General features: G+C 46.0%; 17 protein-coding genes. 9 read left to right on the top strand and 8 right to left on the bottom strand.

All coding sequences use genetic code 11. From position 1 onward, the window contains the following. Window position 1: 1 nt before the first annotated feature. The 4 genes from AC0VYI_RS05075 to rpoE are packed head-to-tail and all read right to left on the bottom strand — an operon-like array spanning window position 2 to window position 2,719. A complete protein-coding gene (locus tag AC0VYI_RS05075; RefSeq protein WP_199477779.1) occupies window positions 2-472 on the bottom strand; it encodes a SoxR reducing system RseC family protein in 471 nt (156 codons plus the stop codon). Further along, window positions 469-1,452, bottom strand: a complete 984-nt coding sequence (locus AC0VYI_RS05070) for a MucB/RseB C-terminal domain-containing protein (protein ID WP_475447731.1) — start codon at window positions 1,450-1,452, stop codon at window positions 469-471. Before AC0VYI_RS05070 ends, AC0VYI_RS05075 begins: the two co-directional genes overlap by 4 nt. Before the next feature lie 2 nt (window positions 1,453-1,454). Continuing rightward, the gene (locus AC0VYI_RS05065; protein ID WP_475447729.1) at window positions 1,455-2,129 is read right to left on the bottom strand and encodes a sigma-E factor negative regulatory protein; all 675 of its coding nucleotides are present in this window, start codon (window positions 2,127-2,129) and stop codon (window positions 1,455-1,457) included. Continuing rightward, window positions 2,126-2,719 (bottom strand): RNA polymerase sigma factor RpoE, encoded by a 594-nt coding sequence (rpoE, locus tag AC0VYI_RS05060; RefSeq protein ID WP_475447728.1) that lies wholly within the window; start codon window positions 2,717-2,719, stop codon window positions 2,126-2,128. Before rpoE ends, AC0VYI_RS05065 begins: the two co-directional genes overlap by 4 nt. Before the next feature lie 214 nt (window positions 2,720-2,933). On the opposite strand from rpoE, the gene nadB reads away from it, so the two are divergent. After that, window positions 2,934-4,529, top strand: a complete 1,596-nt coding sequence (nadB, locus tag AC0VYI_RS05055) for an L-aspartate oxidase (RefSeq protein WP_475447726.1) — start codon at window positions 2,934-2,936, stop codon at window positions 4,527-4,529. Between the two features lie 41 nt (window positions 4,530-4,570). Here the strand turns inward: nadB and AC0VYI_RS05050 are convergent, their stop codons facing one another. Beyond that, the gene (locus AC0VYI_RS05050; RefSeq protein WP_475447724.1) at window positions 4,571-5,041 is read right to left on the bottom strand and encodes a protein YgfX; all 471 of its coding nucleotides are present in this window, start codon (window positions 5,039-5,041) and stop codon (window positions 4,571-4,573) included. After that, a complete protein-coding gene (locus AC0VYI_RS05045) occupies window positions 5,013-5,291 on the bottom strand; it encodes an FAD assembly factor SdhE (protein WP_199477774.1) in 279 nt (92 codons plus the stop codon). The genes AC0VYI_RS05050 and AC0VYI_RS05045 overlap by 29 nt, the downstream gene beginning before the upstream one ends. A 323-nt stretch (window positions 5,292-5,614) precedes the next feature. On the opposite strand from AC0VYI_RS05045, the gene AC0VYI_RS05040 reads away from it, so the two are divergent. The 7 genes from AC0VYI_RS05040 (at window position 5,615) to AC0VYI_RS05010 (ending at window position 13,081) form a co-directional block, all read left to right on the top strand. Further along, the gene (locus AC0VYI_RS05040) at window positions 5,615-6,934 is read left to right on the top strand and encodes an ABC transporter substrate-binding protein (protein WP_199477773.1); all 1,320 of its coding nucleotides are present in this window, start codon (window positions 5,615-5,617) and stop codon (window positions 6,932-6,934) included. A gap of 95 nt (window positions 6,935-7,029) precedes the next feature. Next, the gene (locus tag AC0VYI_RS05035; protein WP_475447721.1) at window positions 7,030-7,890 is read left to right on the top strand and encodes a carbohydrate ABC transporter permease; all 861 of its coding nucleotides are present in this window, start codon (window positions 7,030-7,032) and stop codon (window positions 7,888-7,890) included. Window positions 7,891-7,900: 10 nt separating this feature from the next. After that, window positions 7,901-8,731: a carbohydrate ABC transporter permease gene (locus AC0VYI_RS05030; protein ID WP_139063137.1), complete on the top strand. Its 831-nt coding sequence runs from the start codon at window positions 7,901-7,903 to the stop codon at window positions 8,729-8,731. A 14-nt stretch (window positions 8,732-8,745) separates the two neighbouring features. Next, window positions 8,746-9,849 (top strand): ABC transporter ATP-binding protein, encoded by a 1,104-nt coding sequence (locus tag AC0VYI_RS05025; RefSeq protein WP_475447719.1) that lies wholly within the window; start codon window positions 8,746-8,748, stop codon window positions 9,847-9,849. Then, window positions 9,842-11,272 (top strand): mannitol dehydrogenase family protein, encoded by a 1,431-nt coding sequence (locus tag AC0VYI_RS05020; protein ID WP_475447717.1) that lies wholly within the window; start codon window positions 9,842-9,844, stop codon window positions 11,270-11,272. Before AC0VYI_RS05025 ends, AC0VYI_RS05020 begins: the two co-directional genes overlap by 8 nt. Window positions 11,273-11,351: 79 nt before the next feature. Beyond that, the gene (locus tag AC0VYI_RS05015) at window positions 11,352-12,146 is read left to right on the top strand and encodes an L-iditol 2-dehydrogenase (RefSeq protein ID WP_475447715.1); all 795 of its coding nucleotides are present in this window, start codon (window positions 11,352-11,354) and stop codon (window positions 12,144-12,146) included. 32 nt (window positions 12,147-12,178) lie between these two features. Further along, the gene (locus AC0VYI_RS05010) at window positions 12,179-13,081 is read left to right on the top strand and encodes a helix-turn-helix domain-containing protein (RefSeq protein WP_199477767.1); all 903 of its coding nucleotides are present in this window, start codon (window positions 12,179-12,181) and stop codon (window positions 13,079-13,081) included. A gap of 33 nt (window positions 13,082-13,114) precedes the next feature. Here AC0VYI_RS05010 and xylB read toward each other — a convergent pair whose 3' ends face one another. Then, on the bottom strand, window positions 13,115-14,614 hold the full coding sequence (xylB, locus tag AC0VYI_RS05005; protein ID WP_475447712.1) for a xylulokinase: 1,500 nt from the start codon (window positions 14,612-14,614) through the stop codon (window positions 13,115-13,117). 350 nt (window positions 14,615-14,964) lie between these two features. On the opposite strand from xylB, the gene ygfZ reads away from it, so the two are divergent. Continuing rightward, window positions 14,965-15,876, top strand: coding sequence for a CAF17-like 4Fe-4S cluster assembly/insertion protein YgfZ (gene ygfZ / locus AC0VYI_RS05000; RefSeq protein ID WP_475447710.1), 912 nt, complete (start codon window positions 14,965-14,967; stop codon window positions 15,874-15,876). Between the two features lie 38 nt (window positions 15,877-15,914). On the opposite strand, the gene ung is transcribed toward ygfZ, so the two are convergent. Then, entirely contained in the window at window positions 15,915-16,589 is a 675-nt protein-coding gene (gene ung, locus AC0VYI_RS04995) for a uracil-DNA glycosylase (RefSeq protein WP_475447708.1), read from the bottom strand. Window position 16,590: the final 1 nt, after the last annotated feature.

Raw genomic sequence — 16,590 nt, 5'->3', positions numbered from 1 at the left:
CTTAAGGCGTAAAAATTAATGGAATATGTTCGTCCTGTAAGGGTCTTTCTATCCGTAAAACGGTCGGGTAAAAATTAGGGTTATTTATTTCAGAGAGCGATTTTCTCTTTGCTAGCAATAACCCAAAAACAAACCCCATGATAGAACAAATTACCGATACATCATTGCTTGCCTGCCATAAAGAGGGAATCATGGCGCCACCCACTAATCCCAACAAAGGCATTAAGTACATCCAAAAAGACGCTTGCAACAAGGTATCTTCAGGAATACCAACCACAACGCGTTGCCCCACCTCAACTTCAAATGGGGCAGTCGCACGCATACGCATACGATTACTGGCAGACACCTGCGCAATCGCGTGGTGTCCACAACCGTGACGCGCTCGACAAGAGGTACAGCTGCTAGTACGAATGGTCTCCACCTCCGCATAACCCTCTTCAACGGACAGTACGGTTCCCGTTTCTTCTATCATTCTTTTACCTTTGGTTTATCTTTTGTCTTTGGTCTAAAAACGGACATGAGTTTCTCTATGGTTATACTTGGCACTTCACCAACCATCGTCACCAAATAAAGCTGATTGCCTACTTTGATTGTTTTTTCTCCTGCCATAGTCGCCCCCATACTCATCATCGTTGCTTTCTTGGGCTTATTCACAGCATCCACAAACACCGAAATGCTCGCCATTCCATCGGACAAGAGAAGCATCGTAGAGCCCTGATGAATGGCCCTAGCATTAGGCCAAACCAGAGCAAAGCCAGGAGGCAACCAATCAAATGTCCACTGACTTTTCACGGCGCGATACATGGGTTCTGTCAACTTTTCCGAGTATTCTCCTTTTTTAGGGATAAAATCAGACCTTTTCAAGTTTGGATGAAAGTTCACTGCGGTGAACTGTATCCGGTCTAATAATTTTCCACTAGCATCCGTAATATCATGTTTCAGAAGAAAATGATTTTTATTATCCAGCCAAAGCTCATGACCATATCGATAGTCATCTTTGGGTACCAATTTCAACACACGCGCATCTCGACCGGCAATCCGCCCCATTTTATCGCTCAGTTCTAATCGATAACCCTGTTTTAACCGATCAACATCCAACTGCTTAAAACGATCAAACGGTGCCTTCCCAAGGGTTAACTTATTAGAGTACGACTCATTGGGGTAAACACAAATTACTGTATCACCGATGCGCAGAACTTTGATCTTCTGACCATCAAGATCGACAAGACTTTCGTATTCTTTACCTTCTTTACGTTCGTGTTTCACCCGCATACTGTTCATTTGATTCTCTTCAGAATGCACAAAAATGCCATCATAACTGAGTTCTGAGAACGACTTAGACATGTCAATAAACAACTGAGCAGCATCAGGCTGAGTCACTTCTGCCTGAGCAAAAACGGGTACAAAACACACTAACAGTAGATAAACACGCCACATCCGTAATTGCTTCATGTTTACTCTTCCGTTGGATAGCTAACAAGACGCGCCATAGGAATGATACCTTGACCCGCACTGATCGTGGCTTGTTCTGCATGTTGACGTAGATAACTCTGCAAGCGCTGATTATCTGCATCAAGAGGCTGCTTATTTAGCTCAGACAAGGTCGTCACTGGCAGCGTCACATTGGTTTGCGGAGTCTCTACGGTTGCCACCTGCGTAGGAATATTATCGGGTGCCATGAAATAATTGCCAGTAAACACCACCACAACCGCCACACTGGCCGCTGTCGCCAAGGAAGACCATAAGGACCAAACGCTTTTTATCTTTGATGTGCTTTCATCTTCGATGGCGTCAGACGATGCCCCCTTCACAAGGGTCTGTTGCGATACCAAACTCCCCTGCTCAATCGAGGTAACAGTAGAGGTTTGCACGTTATAATCCAGCGTTGCTTGCTGATCTTCCTGTTCTATTTGCGCCCTTACTCGACTGACTAAGTTAACACTGACATCCGCACTAATCGCCAATTCTTGATGCAAAGATTGCTGAATCAAATGAAACGCTTGCATTGGTTTATCAAGGCTTTCATCCGCCTCAAGAAGGCGTTTTAAATCCTGCTCACTGGCTTCATCATCAAACATAGCCGAAAGACTGTCTAACATCACAGGATCAGTCTCTTTTGATGTCGTCATAAAGTGTCTCCTCCATTTAAAAATGGACGTATGTGTTTTTCTAGCACCTCGCGAGCACGAAATATTCTGGACCGCACCGTTCCAACAGGACATTCCATTATTTGTGCTATGTCTTCGTAGCTTAGTCCATCAAACTCCCTTAGGGTTAACGCGCTTCTCAGTTCTTCAGGCAAGGTCTTTAATGTTTCTCTAATAACCCTTTCTAATCGATCGCGATTGAGCACGGCCTCGGGAGTATCCGTATCCAATAATGCATCATGATGATGCTCAGTCTCGTCATCATCGAGTTCCATATCATAGTTTGGTGGACGGCGCGTCCGATTAACTAAATAATTCTTGGCCGTATTCACCGCAATTCGATAAAGCCATGTATAAAAAGCACTTTCGCCACGGAACGAATCGATCGCTCTATAGGCTTTCACAAAACTCTCTTGGGCAATATCTAACACGTCATTTTTATCTTGTACATAACGACCAATCAGCCCTATTACCTTGTATTGATATTTAGCGACTAATAAATCGAAGGCGCGTTTATCACCTTGCTGCACTTTTTCCACCAACGCCTGATCAGAGGACGTTTCACTCAGCATAGGCACCCCTAATTAATACTTCACATCTGTGCCTGTATACACATAAGAGACAACGCAACATGTTATGAGTTCCCATAAAAATTAGACTCGCCCCAAGCATTTTTAAAATGTGTATATTTTTGGAGAATAAAGCGCATTCTTAGAAAGTATTCACTATTTATGTTTAACAATAGTAACATTAAAACTTCAGACACTATTTTAGTAGAAGCCTACAATGAGTCGACACTTTAAACACGATATCGTTATCGTCGGTGCAGGTGCTGCAGGATTAACCTTGGCACTTGAACTGGCTAACACTCATAAAGTCGCCATTTTGACCAAAGCCGATATTCGCGAAGGGTCAACACTTTACGCACAGGGCGGTGTGGCTGCCGTATTATCCGAAAAAGACACCATAGAGTCCCATATTGCCGATACCATTGACGCTGGCGCGGAATTGGGCGACCCAGACGCCATTCGCTTTACCGTTGAACATTCCAAAGAAAGCATCGCTTGGTTGATTGACCAAGGTGTGCCTTTTACCCGCTATGGCAATAATGAAGAATACCACCTAACAAGAGAAGGTGGACACAGCCATCGACGTATTATTCACAGTGCCGATGCAACAGGTTTAGCCATTTCGCAAACGCTGATCAAAAATGCGACGAACCATCCCAACATCGAATTTTTCCCTGACCGTGTCGCGATTGATGTTATCACCACTAAAAAATTGGGGTTAGCAGGAGAGAGCCGTGCCATCGGCGTTTACGCACTGAACCTAGACGACGATGTCATCGAAGTATTCCATGGTAAATACGTTTCTCTCGCCTGTGGCGGCAGTAGTAAAGTCTATCTTTATACCAGCAACCCAGATACCGCCTCTGGCGATGGGATCGCGATGGCATGGCGCGCGGGGTGCCGTGTTGGTAATATGGAATTCAATCAGTTTCACCCTACTTGCCTGTACGACGCCAAAGCCAAAACCTTTCTGATTTCAGAGGCTGTTCGTGGTGAAGGTGGCCGGTTATTGCTGCCTGATGGGTCGCGCTTTATGCCGTCATTTGATGAGCGTGCTGAATTAGCCCCCAGAGACATCGTTGCTAGAGCAATCGATCATGAGATGAAACGTCTGGGGATTGATCATGTGTTACTGGATATTTCTCACAAAGACGAAAGCTTTATCAAAGAGCACTTCCCCACCATTTATCAACGCTGCTTAGAATATGGTCATGACATGACCAAAGCCCCGATTCCCGTGGTGCCGGCAGCACATTATACCTGTGGCGGCGTGGTCGTTGATCAAAATGGCGCAACCGATGTTAGTCATCTTTACGCCATTGGCGAAACCGCTTATACCGGCCTCCATGGAGCGAATCGCTTAGCAAGCAACTCGTTATTGGAATGTATTGTCTTTGCCCGTTCAGCGGCTAAACATATTATTAGCCACCCACTCGAAGACGAAAACTTAACCATTCCAGATTGGGACGAATCAAAGGTCACCAATTCAGACGAAGATGTCGTCATCACCCATAACTGGCAAGAGTTACGTCGCTTTATGTGGGATTATGTGGGCATTGTCAGAACCAATAAACGCTTACTGCGCGCTAAACATCGTGTGGATTTGCTAAAATCAGAGATCCAAGAGTTTTATAAAAACTACAAGGTCTCTAGCGGCTTATTAGAGTTACGTAATTTGGCTGTGGTGGCGGATCTAATTATTCAATCCGCCATGTTGCGAAAAGAAAGTCGAGGCTTGCACTTCACGCTGGATTATCCTAACAAACTGGAAAACAGCAAACCAACCATCCTTTCCCCCAATAAGACGCCTTAAGAAGCCACCTCTTCACACCCAAAAAATCAAGCAAACGTTCACTAATCAGTGGACGTTTGCTCTGTCGGCTGATCCTGCGCTTTCTTGGTATGCTGGCGCAGCATTTGCTGCGCACCATAGGAGCGCAGAAAACGATAGGCTTCATAAGGAACACTGTCTCGATAAATCACACGATAACTTGGCCAAAAGAATCGCCTTAGCTTAGTTTCTTGGGACGCAAGTGTTGCAATCAGCTGAACCCCATTCACTCGCACAAAAGTTAAGCGTTCTATACGCTGCTCTTCCTGCCAGAAAGCACCAAATTCATCAATCCCAACGTAAATAGGGCCGCGTGCTCGGCGGTAAACTATTAGACCTAAGAAGCCAAATACAAAGACAATCAAAAGCCCCCACCAAAACCACGGAGGAAACCAAAAAACACGAAGGAGAAGGGCACAACACCCAGCAAACAAAAGCCAAAGTGCTATGCCGATTTTAGAAGGGTTAAGCCTTGTAGTTTTCAGGCTGAACACGGGTCAAAATAATATTAACAATACGGGCATGATCTGGATCTGGTGCCACTTCTCTTTGCATAAACCAGAGAAACAGCTCTTGATCTTCACAAGCAAGTAGCTTAGTAAAACGCTGCTGATCTTCCTCGTCCAAGGTTAAATACACTTCATCAAGAAAAGGTTCAAGAAGAACATCCAGCTCTAACATGCCTCGACGGCACTGCATTTTAAGACGTTTAAATTCAATGGAATCGGCGGTGATTTCAGTCATTCAATGTTCCCCTAAATAGAATCGGGCTCATTATAGCCATTTGCCGCAAAACAGAAAATAGCTAACACGGATTCCCTGATATAGATCTTAAAACCACTTAATTGTTCAAGAACGGTGGTAGTCCCTAAAAAATTAAACGTACTTTTTTGACTCATTTTTCCAGACAAAAGTAAAAACAAAGCAAAATAGTACCAACATTGGTGTTTTCTGTATTAGAGAGTCAATAGCACTAGGAATATATTTGAACAACTTGGTAACCATCATTACTAAGCCTAGGTTAACGAGATAAAAATAATAACGACTCCAGAAGGGAGAGACCTACTATGAAATACTTCGCGAAAACCGCGCTTGTCATAGCGACCTCTTGTGCAGCAACTATGCTGGCTACAGATGCCCTCGCCGACACCGTTCTAACCGTTGCGACGGTTAATAATGGTCAAATGATCCAAATGCAAAAACTCACCCCTGAGTTTGAAAAAGCCAATCCAGGCATCAAAATCAAATGGGTTACGCTTCCAGAGACCCAACTACGTCAAAACCTTACCCAAGATATTGCCAACAAAAGTGGCTTGTACGACATCATGACCATAGGCATGTATAACACGCCTATTTGGGCCAAACGCGGCTGGTTATCCCCAATCAATACCAGTGGCAAATATGATGTAAAAGACCTGATTCCTTCCATTCGCCAGGGGCTGTCTTATAAGGACAAACTCTACGGAGCGCCTTTCTACGGGGAAAGCTCCATGGTGATGTACCGCAAGGATCTAGTTGAAAAAGCAGGCATGAAAATCACTGATCGAGATAAGTGGACGCATATCGAAAAAGTGGCCAAAGCCATAAACGATCCCAAAAAAGGCATATATGGTATCTGTCTACGTGGTAAAGCTGGCTGGGGAGCCAATGTGGCCCTTGTGACCACCATTGTAAACTCCTTCGGTGGACGTTGGTTTGACATGAAATGGCATCCACAAATTGACACACCTGAATGGAAAAAAGCCGTTACCTTCTACGTCAATATGCTGAGAAAATACGGACCACCAGGGGCCACTTCGGATAACTTCAATCAGGACCTTGCCTTATTCGAACAAGGTAAATGCGGTATCTGGGTGGATGCAACCATTGCAGCCTCTTTTGTCTCGAACCCAACAGAGAGTAAAGTCGCTGACAAAGTCGCCTTCGCTCAAGCGCCCTATGAAGTCACCAAAAAAGGCTCTAATTGGCTGTGGTCATGGGCGCTCGCTATCCCTGTTACCAGTAAACATCAAGCCGATGCACAAAAATTTGTCCGTTGGGCAACCTCTAAAGGCTACATCAAATTGGTTGCGAAGCATTATGGTTGGGCGTCCGTTCCTACTGGTACAAGAGAAAGCACTTATGCCAACCCTAACTTCCAAAAAGCTGCAGTCTTTGCAAAAGCGGAATTTACCGCCATCAAATCTGCCAACCCAGATGATAGTACTTTAAAACCTGTTCCATACAAGGGTGTACAGTTCGTTTCTATTCCTGAATTCCAGTCAATCGGAACGATCACAGGACAAATGATTTCCGCCGCTCTGGCCGGAAAAATGTCTGTGGATCAGGCTCTGGAAAATGCCCAGAAAATTGCAGAACGTCAAATGCGAGCATCGGGTTACTACTAACCTTGCTGTTTAGGAACAAAGGAATAACCCTCCTTTGTTCCTGACTTTCTGACCTACTACTGGCCTTTATAACAATAATAAGAGAGAGATTCCCCATGAAGCGTACTATCACTCGCTTGTTAATGGCTCCGTCTGTCATCATGCTGTTTTTGTGGATGATCGTGCCCTTGTCCATGACCATCTACTTCTCAACCATTCACTACAACCTCTTGTATCCAGGTCCTACTCGGTTCGTTGGTTGGTTAAACTACGATTTCTTCATAACAGATCCTGCCTTTCTTACCGCAATAGGCAATACCACTCTTCTGGTTGGGTCCGTATTGATTATCACCGTCGTGCTTGGGGTCGCTCTGTCTGCCCTAATTGACAAACCTTTTTTTGGCCGTGGCATTGTGCGAGTGCTACTTATCTCGCCCTTCTTTGTTATGCCGACGGTGAATGCCTTGGTTTGGAAAAACATGATGATGAATCCGGTCTATGGCATTTTTGCTTGGATATGGCAAAGCCTCGGACTGACTCCCATTGACTGGCTTTCTACCTACCCGCTGTTTTCGATTATTGTCATGGTCAGTTGGCAATGGCTGCCTTTTGCCATTTTGGTCTTTGTTACCGCCCTACAGTCACAAGATCACGAACAAAAAGAAGCCGCGCAAATGGATGGTGCCACTAGCTGGCATATTTTCCGCTATCTGACCATTCCGCACTTATCTCGACCTATTACCGTGGTTGTCATGATAGAGGCAATCTTTCTATTGTCGGTGTTCGCGCAGATTTATGTCTCCACCAACGGTGGTCCAGGCTACTCCAGCACCAACTTGGCTTACATGATTTACAACCAAGCACTGCTGCAATTTAACGTAGGCACAGCCTCGGCAGGCGGCTTAATCGCTGTGGTCTTGGCGAACATTGTGGCCTTCTTCTTAATCCGTGCCGTCGGCAAAAACTTAACGGTGTGAGGTGATTGTGATGACTCTTACTCAACAAAAAAAGCTCAAAACCGTCCTGATTGGCTCTTTGGCTTGGATAATCGCCTTAGTACTGTTTTTCCCAATCTTTTGGATGTTTCTTACCTCCTTTAAAACAGAAGCTCAGGCCATTGCCTTTCCTCCAGAGCTGTTTTTCAAACCCACCCTAGAGAATTTCGCTATTGTGCAGGAGCGTAGCGATTATCTGTACCATGCCATGAACTCGGTTGTGATTTCCTTTGGAGCCACCATCATTGCTCTGATCATTGCTATTCCAGCCGCTTACTCTATGGCATTTTTCCCAGGCAAGCGGACCAAAGATATCCTGTTATGGATGTTGTCCACCAAAATGCTGCCATCGGTTGGGGTATTGGTGCCAATTTATCTTTTAGGTCGAGATTATGGACTGCTCGATACACGAACTGGACTGATCATCATCTTTACTCTGATGAATCTGCCCATCATCGTCTGGATGCTGTTTTCCTACTTCAAGGATTTGCCTAAAGAAATTCTCGAAGCCGCACGAATGGACGGGGCGACGCCCTGGACGGAAGTTACCAAGGTGGTGATGCCTTTGTCCGTTGGCGGCATCATCTCAACGGGGTTGCTATCCATCATTTTGTGTTGGAACGAAGCGTTTTGGTCCATCAACCTGACGGCCACCAATGCGGCACCACTAACCGCCATGATTGCCTCTTATTCAAGTCCTGAGGGCTTATTCTGGGCCAAGCTATCAGCCGCCTCCACCCTAGCCTGTGCCCCCATCATCATCTTCGGCTGGTTCTGTCAGAAACAGTTGGTCCAAGGCCTGACATTTGGTGCCGTCAAATAATAGGAATTTAAGCCATGAGTTATTTAACAATTAATCAATTACAAAAACATTATGATAACTACCATGCTCTGCGCGGCATCAACCTGTCCATTGAGGAAGGTGAATTTATCGTCTTTGTTGGCCCATCTGGCTGTGGTAAATCTACCCTATTGCGCACCATCGCAGGTCTTGAAACCAGTAGCAGCGGGGAGATCAATCTTGATGGTCAGGAAATTAGCGAACTGGCACCGGCCAAACGGGATCTAGCCATGGTATTCCAGTCCTATGCGCTTTATCCACATATGACAGTGAAAGAGAATTTGTCGTTCGCTCTGCGACTAGCCAAAGCACCACAAACAGAAATAGATGAAAAAGTCCGCATTGCTTCCACCTCCCTGCAACTGGACACCCTGTTGGAACGAAAACCCAAAGAACTCTCCGGTGGCCAACGCCAGCGGGTAGCCATTGGTCGAGCCATCGTGCGCCAGCCAAAAGTGTTTTTATTTGATGAGCCGCTTTCTAACCTAGATGCCGCCCTTCGAGTACAGATGCGCCTAGAACTGGCTCGTCTGCACAAACAACTGGGCACCACCATGATTTATGTCACCCATGATCAGGTGGAAGCCATGACCTTGGCGGATCGTGTTGTCATTCTCAACGCGGGACAAATCGAGCAAGTCGGCACGCCACTAGAACTTTACCGTCAACCTAAAAGTCGTTTTGTGGCCGAATTCATCGGTACACCAAAAATGAACCTAATACCTATCGATCAGATAGACAATCAAGGTGACCGTCTAGCGCTGATTGTCGGCGGTGGTAAAACCAGCTTCCCTGTCTCTCGCCTTCAAGAAGACATCAATACCAATAGCACATTAGGGATTCGCCCAGAACATCTCACTCTAGTAGACAGTGATGGGGATTTATCCGGCCATGTAGAACTGATTGAACACCTAGGCTCTGAAGCCTACGCCCACGTGCGCCTCAGCAATCAGCAGAGAATCATCGTTAAGGCCGCCGCACGTAGCAGAATCAAGGACGAACAACAGGTTCACATCAACATCGATACCGACGAAATTATTCTACTCAACGACAGTGATCGCGTTATTTCCATGATCGCTGAGGAGACAGTTTATGACTAATTACCTCAATCCCAGCAAACATCAGGCCCAATTGTCTAGCCAGCCTTATCAAAGGGATGAGATTCAGCCAGGCATAGTACACATTGGAGTGGGAGCATTTCACCGTGCTCACCAAGCCGTTTACCTTGACCGTTTACTGGCTGAGCCTGAAGGCAAACAATGGGGTCTTATTGGCGTCAATATTCGTCCTCAGGACAGTGCCAGTTTCGCCCGTTTTATGCAGCAAAAGGGCGAGTATGTTCTGAAGACGATGGATCCTAAAGGCGGCACCGAATACCGACATATCCGCTCCATCGTGCACCAGATTGACGGTGCGCAAGTACCACAGGAAGTCGACAAGGCTATTGCCGATGCCAGCATCCAAATTGTCAGCTCTACGGTGACAGAAGGCGGGTATTATCTGGATGAAAACCAAGTCCTGCTAAAAGATCATCCAGCCATCCAAGCAGACATCGAAGGGGGCAGAAATACTCTCTACGCTTTCTTATATGCTGGGCTTAAAAAACGCAGCGAAACCTCAAAAGCCAAAATTACCCTCTTGTGCTGCGATAATCTGCGTCATAACGGTAAACATTTGCAGACAGGTTTGATGCAATTTTTAGCCGCTAAACAAGACCAGGCTTTGGCCCAATGGATCAAAGACAATGTGACCTTCCCTTGTGCTATGGTGGATCGCATCACCCCTAAGCCCAGTCAAATTCATGTGAAAGACGTACAAGAGCGCTTTGGCATGAACGATCAAATGACCGTAATGGGGGAAGATTTTATTCAATGGGTGATTGAAGACAATTTTGCCGGTGAACGTCCTCTTTTGGAAAAAGTTGGCGTACAAATGGTCGATAAAGTCGATCCCTATGAAGAGGCAAAGATTCGTATTCTCAATGCTGGCCACACCTGCGTCACCTATCAAGCGGCGCTGAAAGGGTTAACCTATTTTGATGAAGCCATGCGGGACGCTGAGTTAAAACAATATTTCACTGATTTTGCCAATCAGGATGCCATTCCAGCCATCGGTGACTCTATTGTCGATCTGCCTAACTACTTCAACATCATTGCTGCCCGCTTCAGTAACGCCAATATTGGCGACACGGTGGAACGCATCTGTACAGATGGTTATGCCAAATACCCTATTTTTGTCTATCCGTCTTTGGCGGGTATCTACAAACTGAATCGTGTTCCTCATAAAACCCTACAGGGGATTGCAGGTTGGTTTGTGTTTTTCCAAAAAGCCGCCGCAGGCCAAATAGAGACGCCTTATCACGAGCCCAATCTCGATGCCATGAAGGCATTCACCAATGACGAAGCAGGCATTAAAGCCTTCACCCATGATCGGTTTCTATGGGGCAACCTCCCTGAGGACTACCCAGACTTCCCAGAACACTTGGCTCAGGCAATCCGAGAAATGCAAGCAACATACGCTTGATTACCATTAATAAACACTAGGTATATTGCCCTAGCGCCCTATGCCTAGGTTAAAAACAACCATACAAGGAGATGTCAACATGGCCACCAGCAACCATGATCTTACCAACAAAATTGCCCTCATAACTGGCGCCGCCGGAGGTATTGGTCTCGCTATTGCACAAACCTATCTAGAGAATGGCGCCAAAGTGATCCTCAGTGATTACCCTAAATCTGAACCAGAACCCATTGCACAAGTGCTGACAAAATACCCAAATCAATCCCGTTATATTGGGGCAGATGTGAGCAACCTAGAAGCAATTGATCAACTCATCGACAGCTGCATCAGCACATTCGGGCAAATCGATATCTTGGTCAATAATGCCGCCGTGTTTGACTTAGCACCGATGCTAGAAGCCTCAGAAAAAAGCTTTGACCGTATTTTCACGATCAACGTCAAAGGCATGTTTTTCATGATGCAAAAAATCGCCCAAATCATGGTAGAAAAGAAAATTCCAGGTAAGATTATTAATCTGGCCTCTCAAGCTGGACGGCGGGGCGAAGCGCTGGTCAGCCATTACTGCGCCAGCAAAGCCGCCGTGATCAGCTACACCCAGTCAGCCGCGTTGGCTTTAGCGCCCCATAAAATCAATGTTAACGCCATTTCCCCCGGCGTAATCGACACGCCCATGTGGAAAGAGGTCGACAAACTGTTTGCAAAATACGAAGATCTAGAAATAGGTGAAAAGAAAATTGCCGTCGGTAAAGCCGTCCCCTTAGGTTACATGGGCAAACCCGAAGAAGTGGCGTCTCTAGCTTTGTTTTTGGCCTCATCCGGAGCCGATTATATTACCGCACAAACCTATAATGTTGATGGTGGCAATGTAATGAGCTAATCGCTAAGCATTAAGTTTGTTAGGAGTTTTTTATGACTAAAACAATAAAGCGAAATACTCCCGAATATGAATTAGTCGAAGGTGAAATCGAAACCATACGTTATCTGGAACATGGCTACCCCAGCGATTTAATTCGCTGGCACGCCCATGATGACTATGAGCTGCACTTTATTATCGCCACGTCTGGCAAGGTCTTCGTCGGTGACTACATTGGCAACTACAAACCAGGCCAGTTAATTCTCACTGGCCCCCGCTTGCCCCATAATTGGATCTGCCAAAGTAACGAACCACCGACCGACACAAGGGACATGGTGATACGCTTTGACCATGAATCCTTTGCTCAAGGTATGAAAATTATCCCAGAGCTGTCTGAAGTACTTCCCATGTTACTACGGGCCAAATCCGGCCTGGAGTTTCTGGGAGAGGATCCTGATTACTTGAAGACAACCTTTGCTGCCATCCGTGATTCCAGTGGCTTGGAACGCCTCACCTTAACACTCCCTCTATTGAAAAAACTTTCCCAGAGCCAGAACTATCGCCTGCTTTCTACGGTACAGATAGACTTAAAATCCAATGAAAATCTACAACGTAAAATCAATACAGTGGTGGATTATGTCACCCAACATTACAATCAGGATATTTGCCTGTCAGATGCCTCTAACTTAGTCAGCATGTCTGACAGCCACTTTTCGCGTTTCTTTCGCAAAGCAACCGGAAACCGCTTTACGGAATTTTTAAATCGGGTACGCATCAGCCGAGCATGCAATTTACTCACAGAAACCGATCAACAAATTGTCGACATTTGCTTTCAGGTGGGCTTTAAGAATGTCGCCAATTTCAACCGTCGATTTCACGAGTTAAAAGGCGTTACCCCTAGGGACTTTCGCAGCCAAAGCAGCAACCGTTTGGGACAGTATAGCGAGACAGTATTTTAGTTCTGGCTATAAGTCCCAAACTCTCGTTATAAACTATAAAGCCGCTAGAGCGTGATTTAGCTCTTTAGTCGCCGCGAAGAACGCCTGATACAAAGCGTATTTGTCCTGATAATAATCGGACAGTTGAGTGTTTGGCTGATGGCTAGCCAACACCTCGGGCAAAGCACAATATTGAGAGATAAGCGCCTCAATCTCCCCACCTGCCTGTCGTTTTTCCCCCAACAAAGCCAATCTTGCAGCGCCGAGCCCAGGCCCAACATCGCCACCATCTCGGTAAATCACCCGTTTGTTCAATACATTTGCCAATATTTGTCGCCATAAAGAAGAACGAGCGCCGCCACCAATTAACGACAAATCATCCACCTCACTCCCAGCGCGAGACAAAGCATTTTGGCAATCCAATAGAGAAAAAGCGACGCCTTCGAGCACCGCTAGGGTCATATCCGGTAGATCAGTACTATTACGTAAACCAATAAATTGCCCCTGAGCATCCGGATCATTGTGGGGCGTGCGTTCGCCACTTAGATAAGGCAGGAAGATCACCGATGTTTGTTTCTTACCAGACCGTTCAAGCGCCTCAAGCAAAGAGGACACGGAATCATCTACCAACTTAGCCAACCAAGAGAGAGAATTAGCTGCACTCAAGGTAACCCCCATTTGATGCCAACGATTTGGCAGAGCATGACAGAATGCATGCACCGTATTGTCAGGGTTGGCTTTATGGCTCTCGCTCACCACAAAATACACACCAGAAGTGCCCAAAGATAACAACCCTTGACCAGCATGGGTCACCCCCATGCCCACAGCTCCGGCGGCATTATCACCGCCACCCGCGACAACAGGAAGCTTAGGCAATCCTAATTGCTTACTCGCCTTATCGGACACATGACCAATTACATCGCATCCTTCAAAAACGGTAGGCATATTCGCTTGCGTTAAGCCCGTTGCCGCCAATAACTCATCATCCCATTGCCGTGTAGCAGGGTTCAACCAAAGGGTCCCCGCCGCATCAGAGCAATCCGTCGATAAGACTCCTGTAAGCCGATAAACGAGATAATCTTTCGGCAGTAAAACATAGGCGATTTGGGCAAAAATCTCAGGTTCATGTTCTCTCACCCACTGCACTTTAGGGGCGGTAAAACCAGGCATTGCCAAATTACCTGAACGCTCAGTTAATGAGGGATAATTCGCCATTAGCGCGCTACATTGGGCCTGACTGCGGCCATCGTTCCACAATATACAAGAACGCAAGACGTCACCCTGTTTATCCAACAAGGTCGCGCCATGCATTTGTCCGGATATACCAATGGCTTTTAATTGCCCGAGATCGACCCGTTGTCCCAGCAGGCCCAACACATCAATACAGGCTTGCCACCATGACAATGGATCTTGTTCGGACCATGTTGGGTATGGGCTGTTGACCGATAAAGAGACGGATTCTTGTGCGACGACATCGCCTTTATCGTCAATCATCACGCCTTTTAAACCTGACGTACCAAGATCAAGACCTAAATACATAGTTTTCTTTCTCATTTATCAACGCGACTTGCGTCTTTGTTGTTGTTATTTCGCTTAAGACCTTTTCACACAATCATGAGAAAAGCCAAGGGAAGCAGCGTACAAAAATCTCATATTGAAAACTCTGCCCCCTGACGTCAATAGTATTTCGCTAACTTGCGGCTTTCGTATCAAAACTCAATAAAAATCATCAACTAATGACCTATCCTCTAGATGCTCACTCACCATTTACAATGCAATAAATCTTATTTATAACAGACTTCCCTATTGAAAAACGCCACCATTAGCGCCATGTTAGAAGCATCAAACAGCGACGTTAGACACCGTTGCCGATCGTCACCGCCAACTATCATGGAAAAACGTGTATGACAGCTTTATCCTCCTTTGCCGACACCATGCTCTCTCAAGACGTTATTGCGCATCAGCGACAAATTGGTGTGCTTCAAGTCAGCGGAGTCGATAGCAAAAAATTTCTACAGGGGCAAATCACCTGTGATATGAACAAGCTGACACCATCACACAGTCTCTACGGAGCAGTTTGCAGTATCAAAGGCCGCATCATTGCGAATTTTTTGGTGATTCAACAGGATGAACAAATTTTTTTATTAATGTCGAAGGATTTGCTAGAAAAGACACTCACGCATCTGAAAAAATACGCAGTCTTTTTTAAAGTGGAATTAGCGGATGCTTCTGAAGCTTACTGCGTCACTAGCATTCAAACACAAGCAACCAGCGCACAGCCAACGCAATTAACCGAGACACTTCCGACCCAAGCAGACAATAATATTATTCGTCTTACCTTGAGTGAGTACCCTGTGCGTACCGATTGGCTGTTAGAACCAGCACAAAATGCTTCTCTAGAAGAGCAAAACCACCAGTATGCAGATGTTTTGAACCTCTTAATAGCGCGGCCATTAATTCGTGCTGAGCACAGTGAAGATATTCTCCCTCAATGGCTCAATATGCAGCGCACTGGTGGAATCAGCTTTACCAAAGGCTGTTACACGGGACAAGAGATTGTCGCGCGCATGCAATACCGTGGGAAGTCCAAAAAGCAACTTGCCCTCTTTCGCTGGCAAGGGGGACCGACCGCTGAGTCAAACCTGACCGATCTTGGTGACAAAGTAGTGGGACAGCTTTTTGCCCAAGCAAGCAGTGACGATTGGTCTGTTGCTCAAGTCATTCTCAACATTGAGCCAGAAGAATTGTCCGCCCCAAAACTGGGAGACACGTCAGTAGAGCCGCTAGCGCTCCCCTATACATTAGATAAACGCTAGCCTACACGTTTCTTAGATAATCACACAGACAGCTCGTCTTACACCGGATCCAGTGCCCAGTTAATGGGCGCTTTTCCGATCTGTGTTAAATAGTGATTGGCCTGTGAGAAATGGCGACAGCCTAAAAAGCCACGGTGGGCAGATAAAGGCGATGGATGAACACTTTCCAGAACACAGTGTTTTTGCCTGTCTATATAGCGCCCTTTCTTTTGCGCATAGGCCCCCCACAGCAAAAATACGACCCCTTGATGTTCATGGTTGATCATTTCGATGATCTTATCGGTAAAACGCTCCCAGCCTTTATTTTGATGAGAACCGGCTTTACCTGCCTCAACGGTCAATACGCTATTAAGCAACAAGACACCTTGCTGTGCCCATTGACTTAAATAGCCATGACCCGCGGGGGCAATCCCTAAATCCGCTTGCAACTCTTTGTATATGTTCAAGAGGGAAGGCGGAATTCTCACGCCGGGTTTCACTGAGAAAGACAAACCATGAGCTTGCCCCTCTCCGTGGTAAGGATCTTGCCCTAAAATCACCACTTTAATCTGTTCGAACGGCGTTTCATTGAGCGCATTAAAGCAATCGTTCGAATGCGGATAGATAATTTTTCTCTGTTGCTTTTCGCTTTTAAGAAAATCACGCAGAACCTGCATGTAATCCTGCTCGAATTCATTAGCTAATCGGGCATGCCAAGCGGGGGTTAAATTCATA

This window comes from Marinomonas sp. 63XJN7_9_ISO-PGPR-S23-217 (assembly GCF_056173515.1).
The sequence above is the reverse complement of the archived record's forward strand: the minus strand, read 5'-3'. Positions and strand labels throughout refer to the sequence as shown.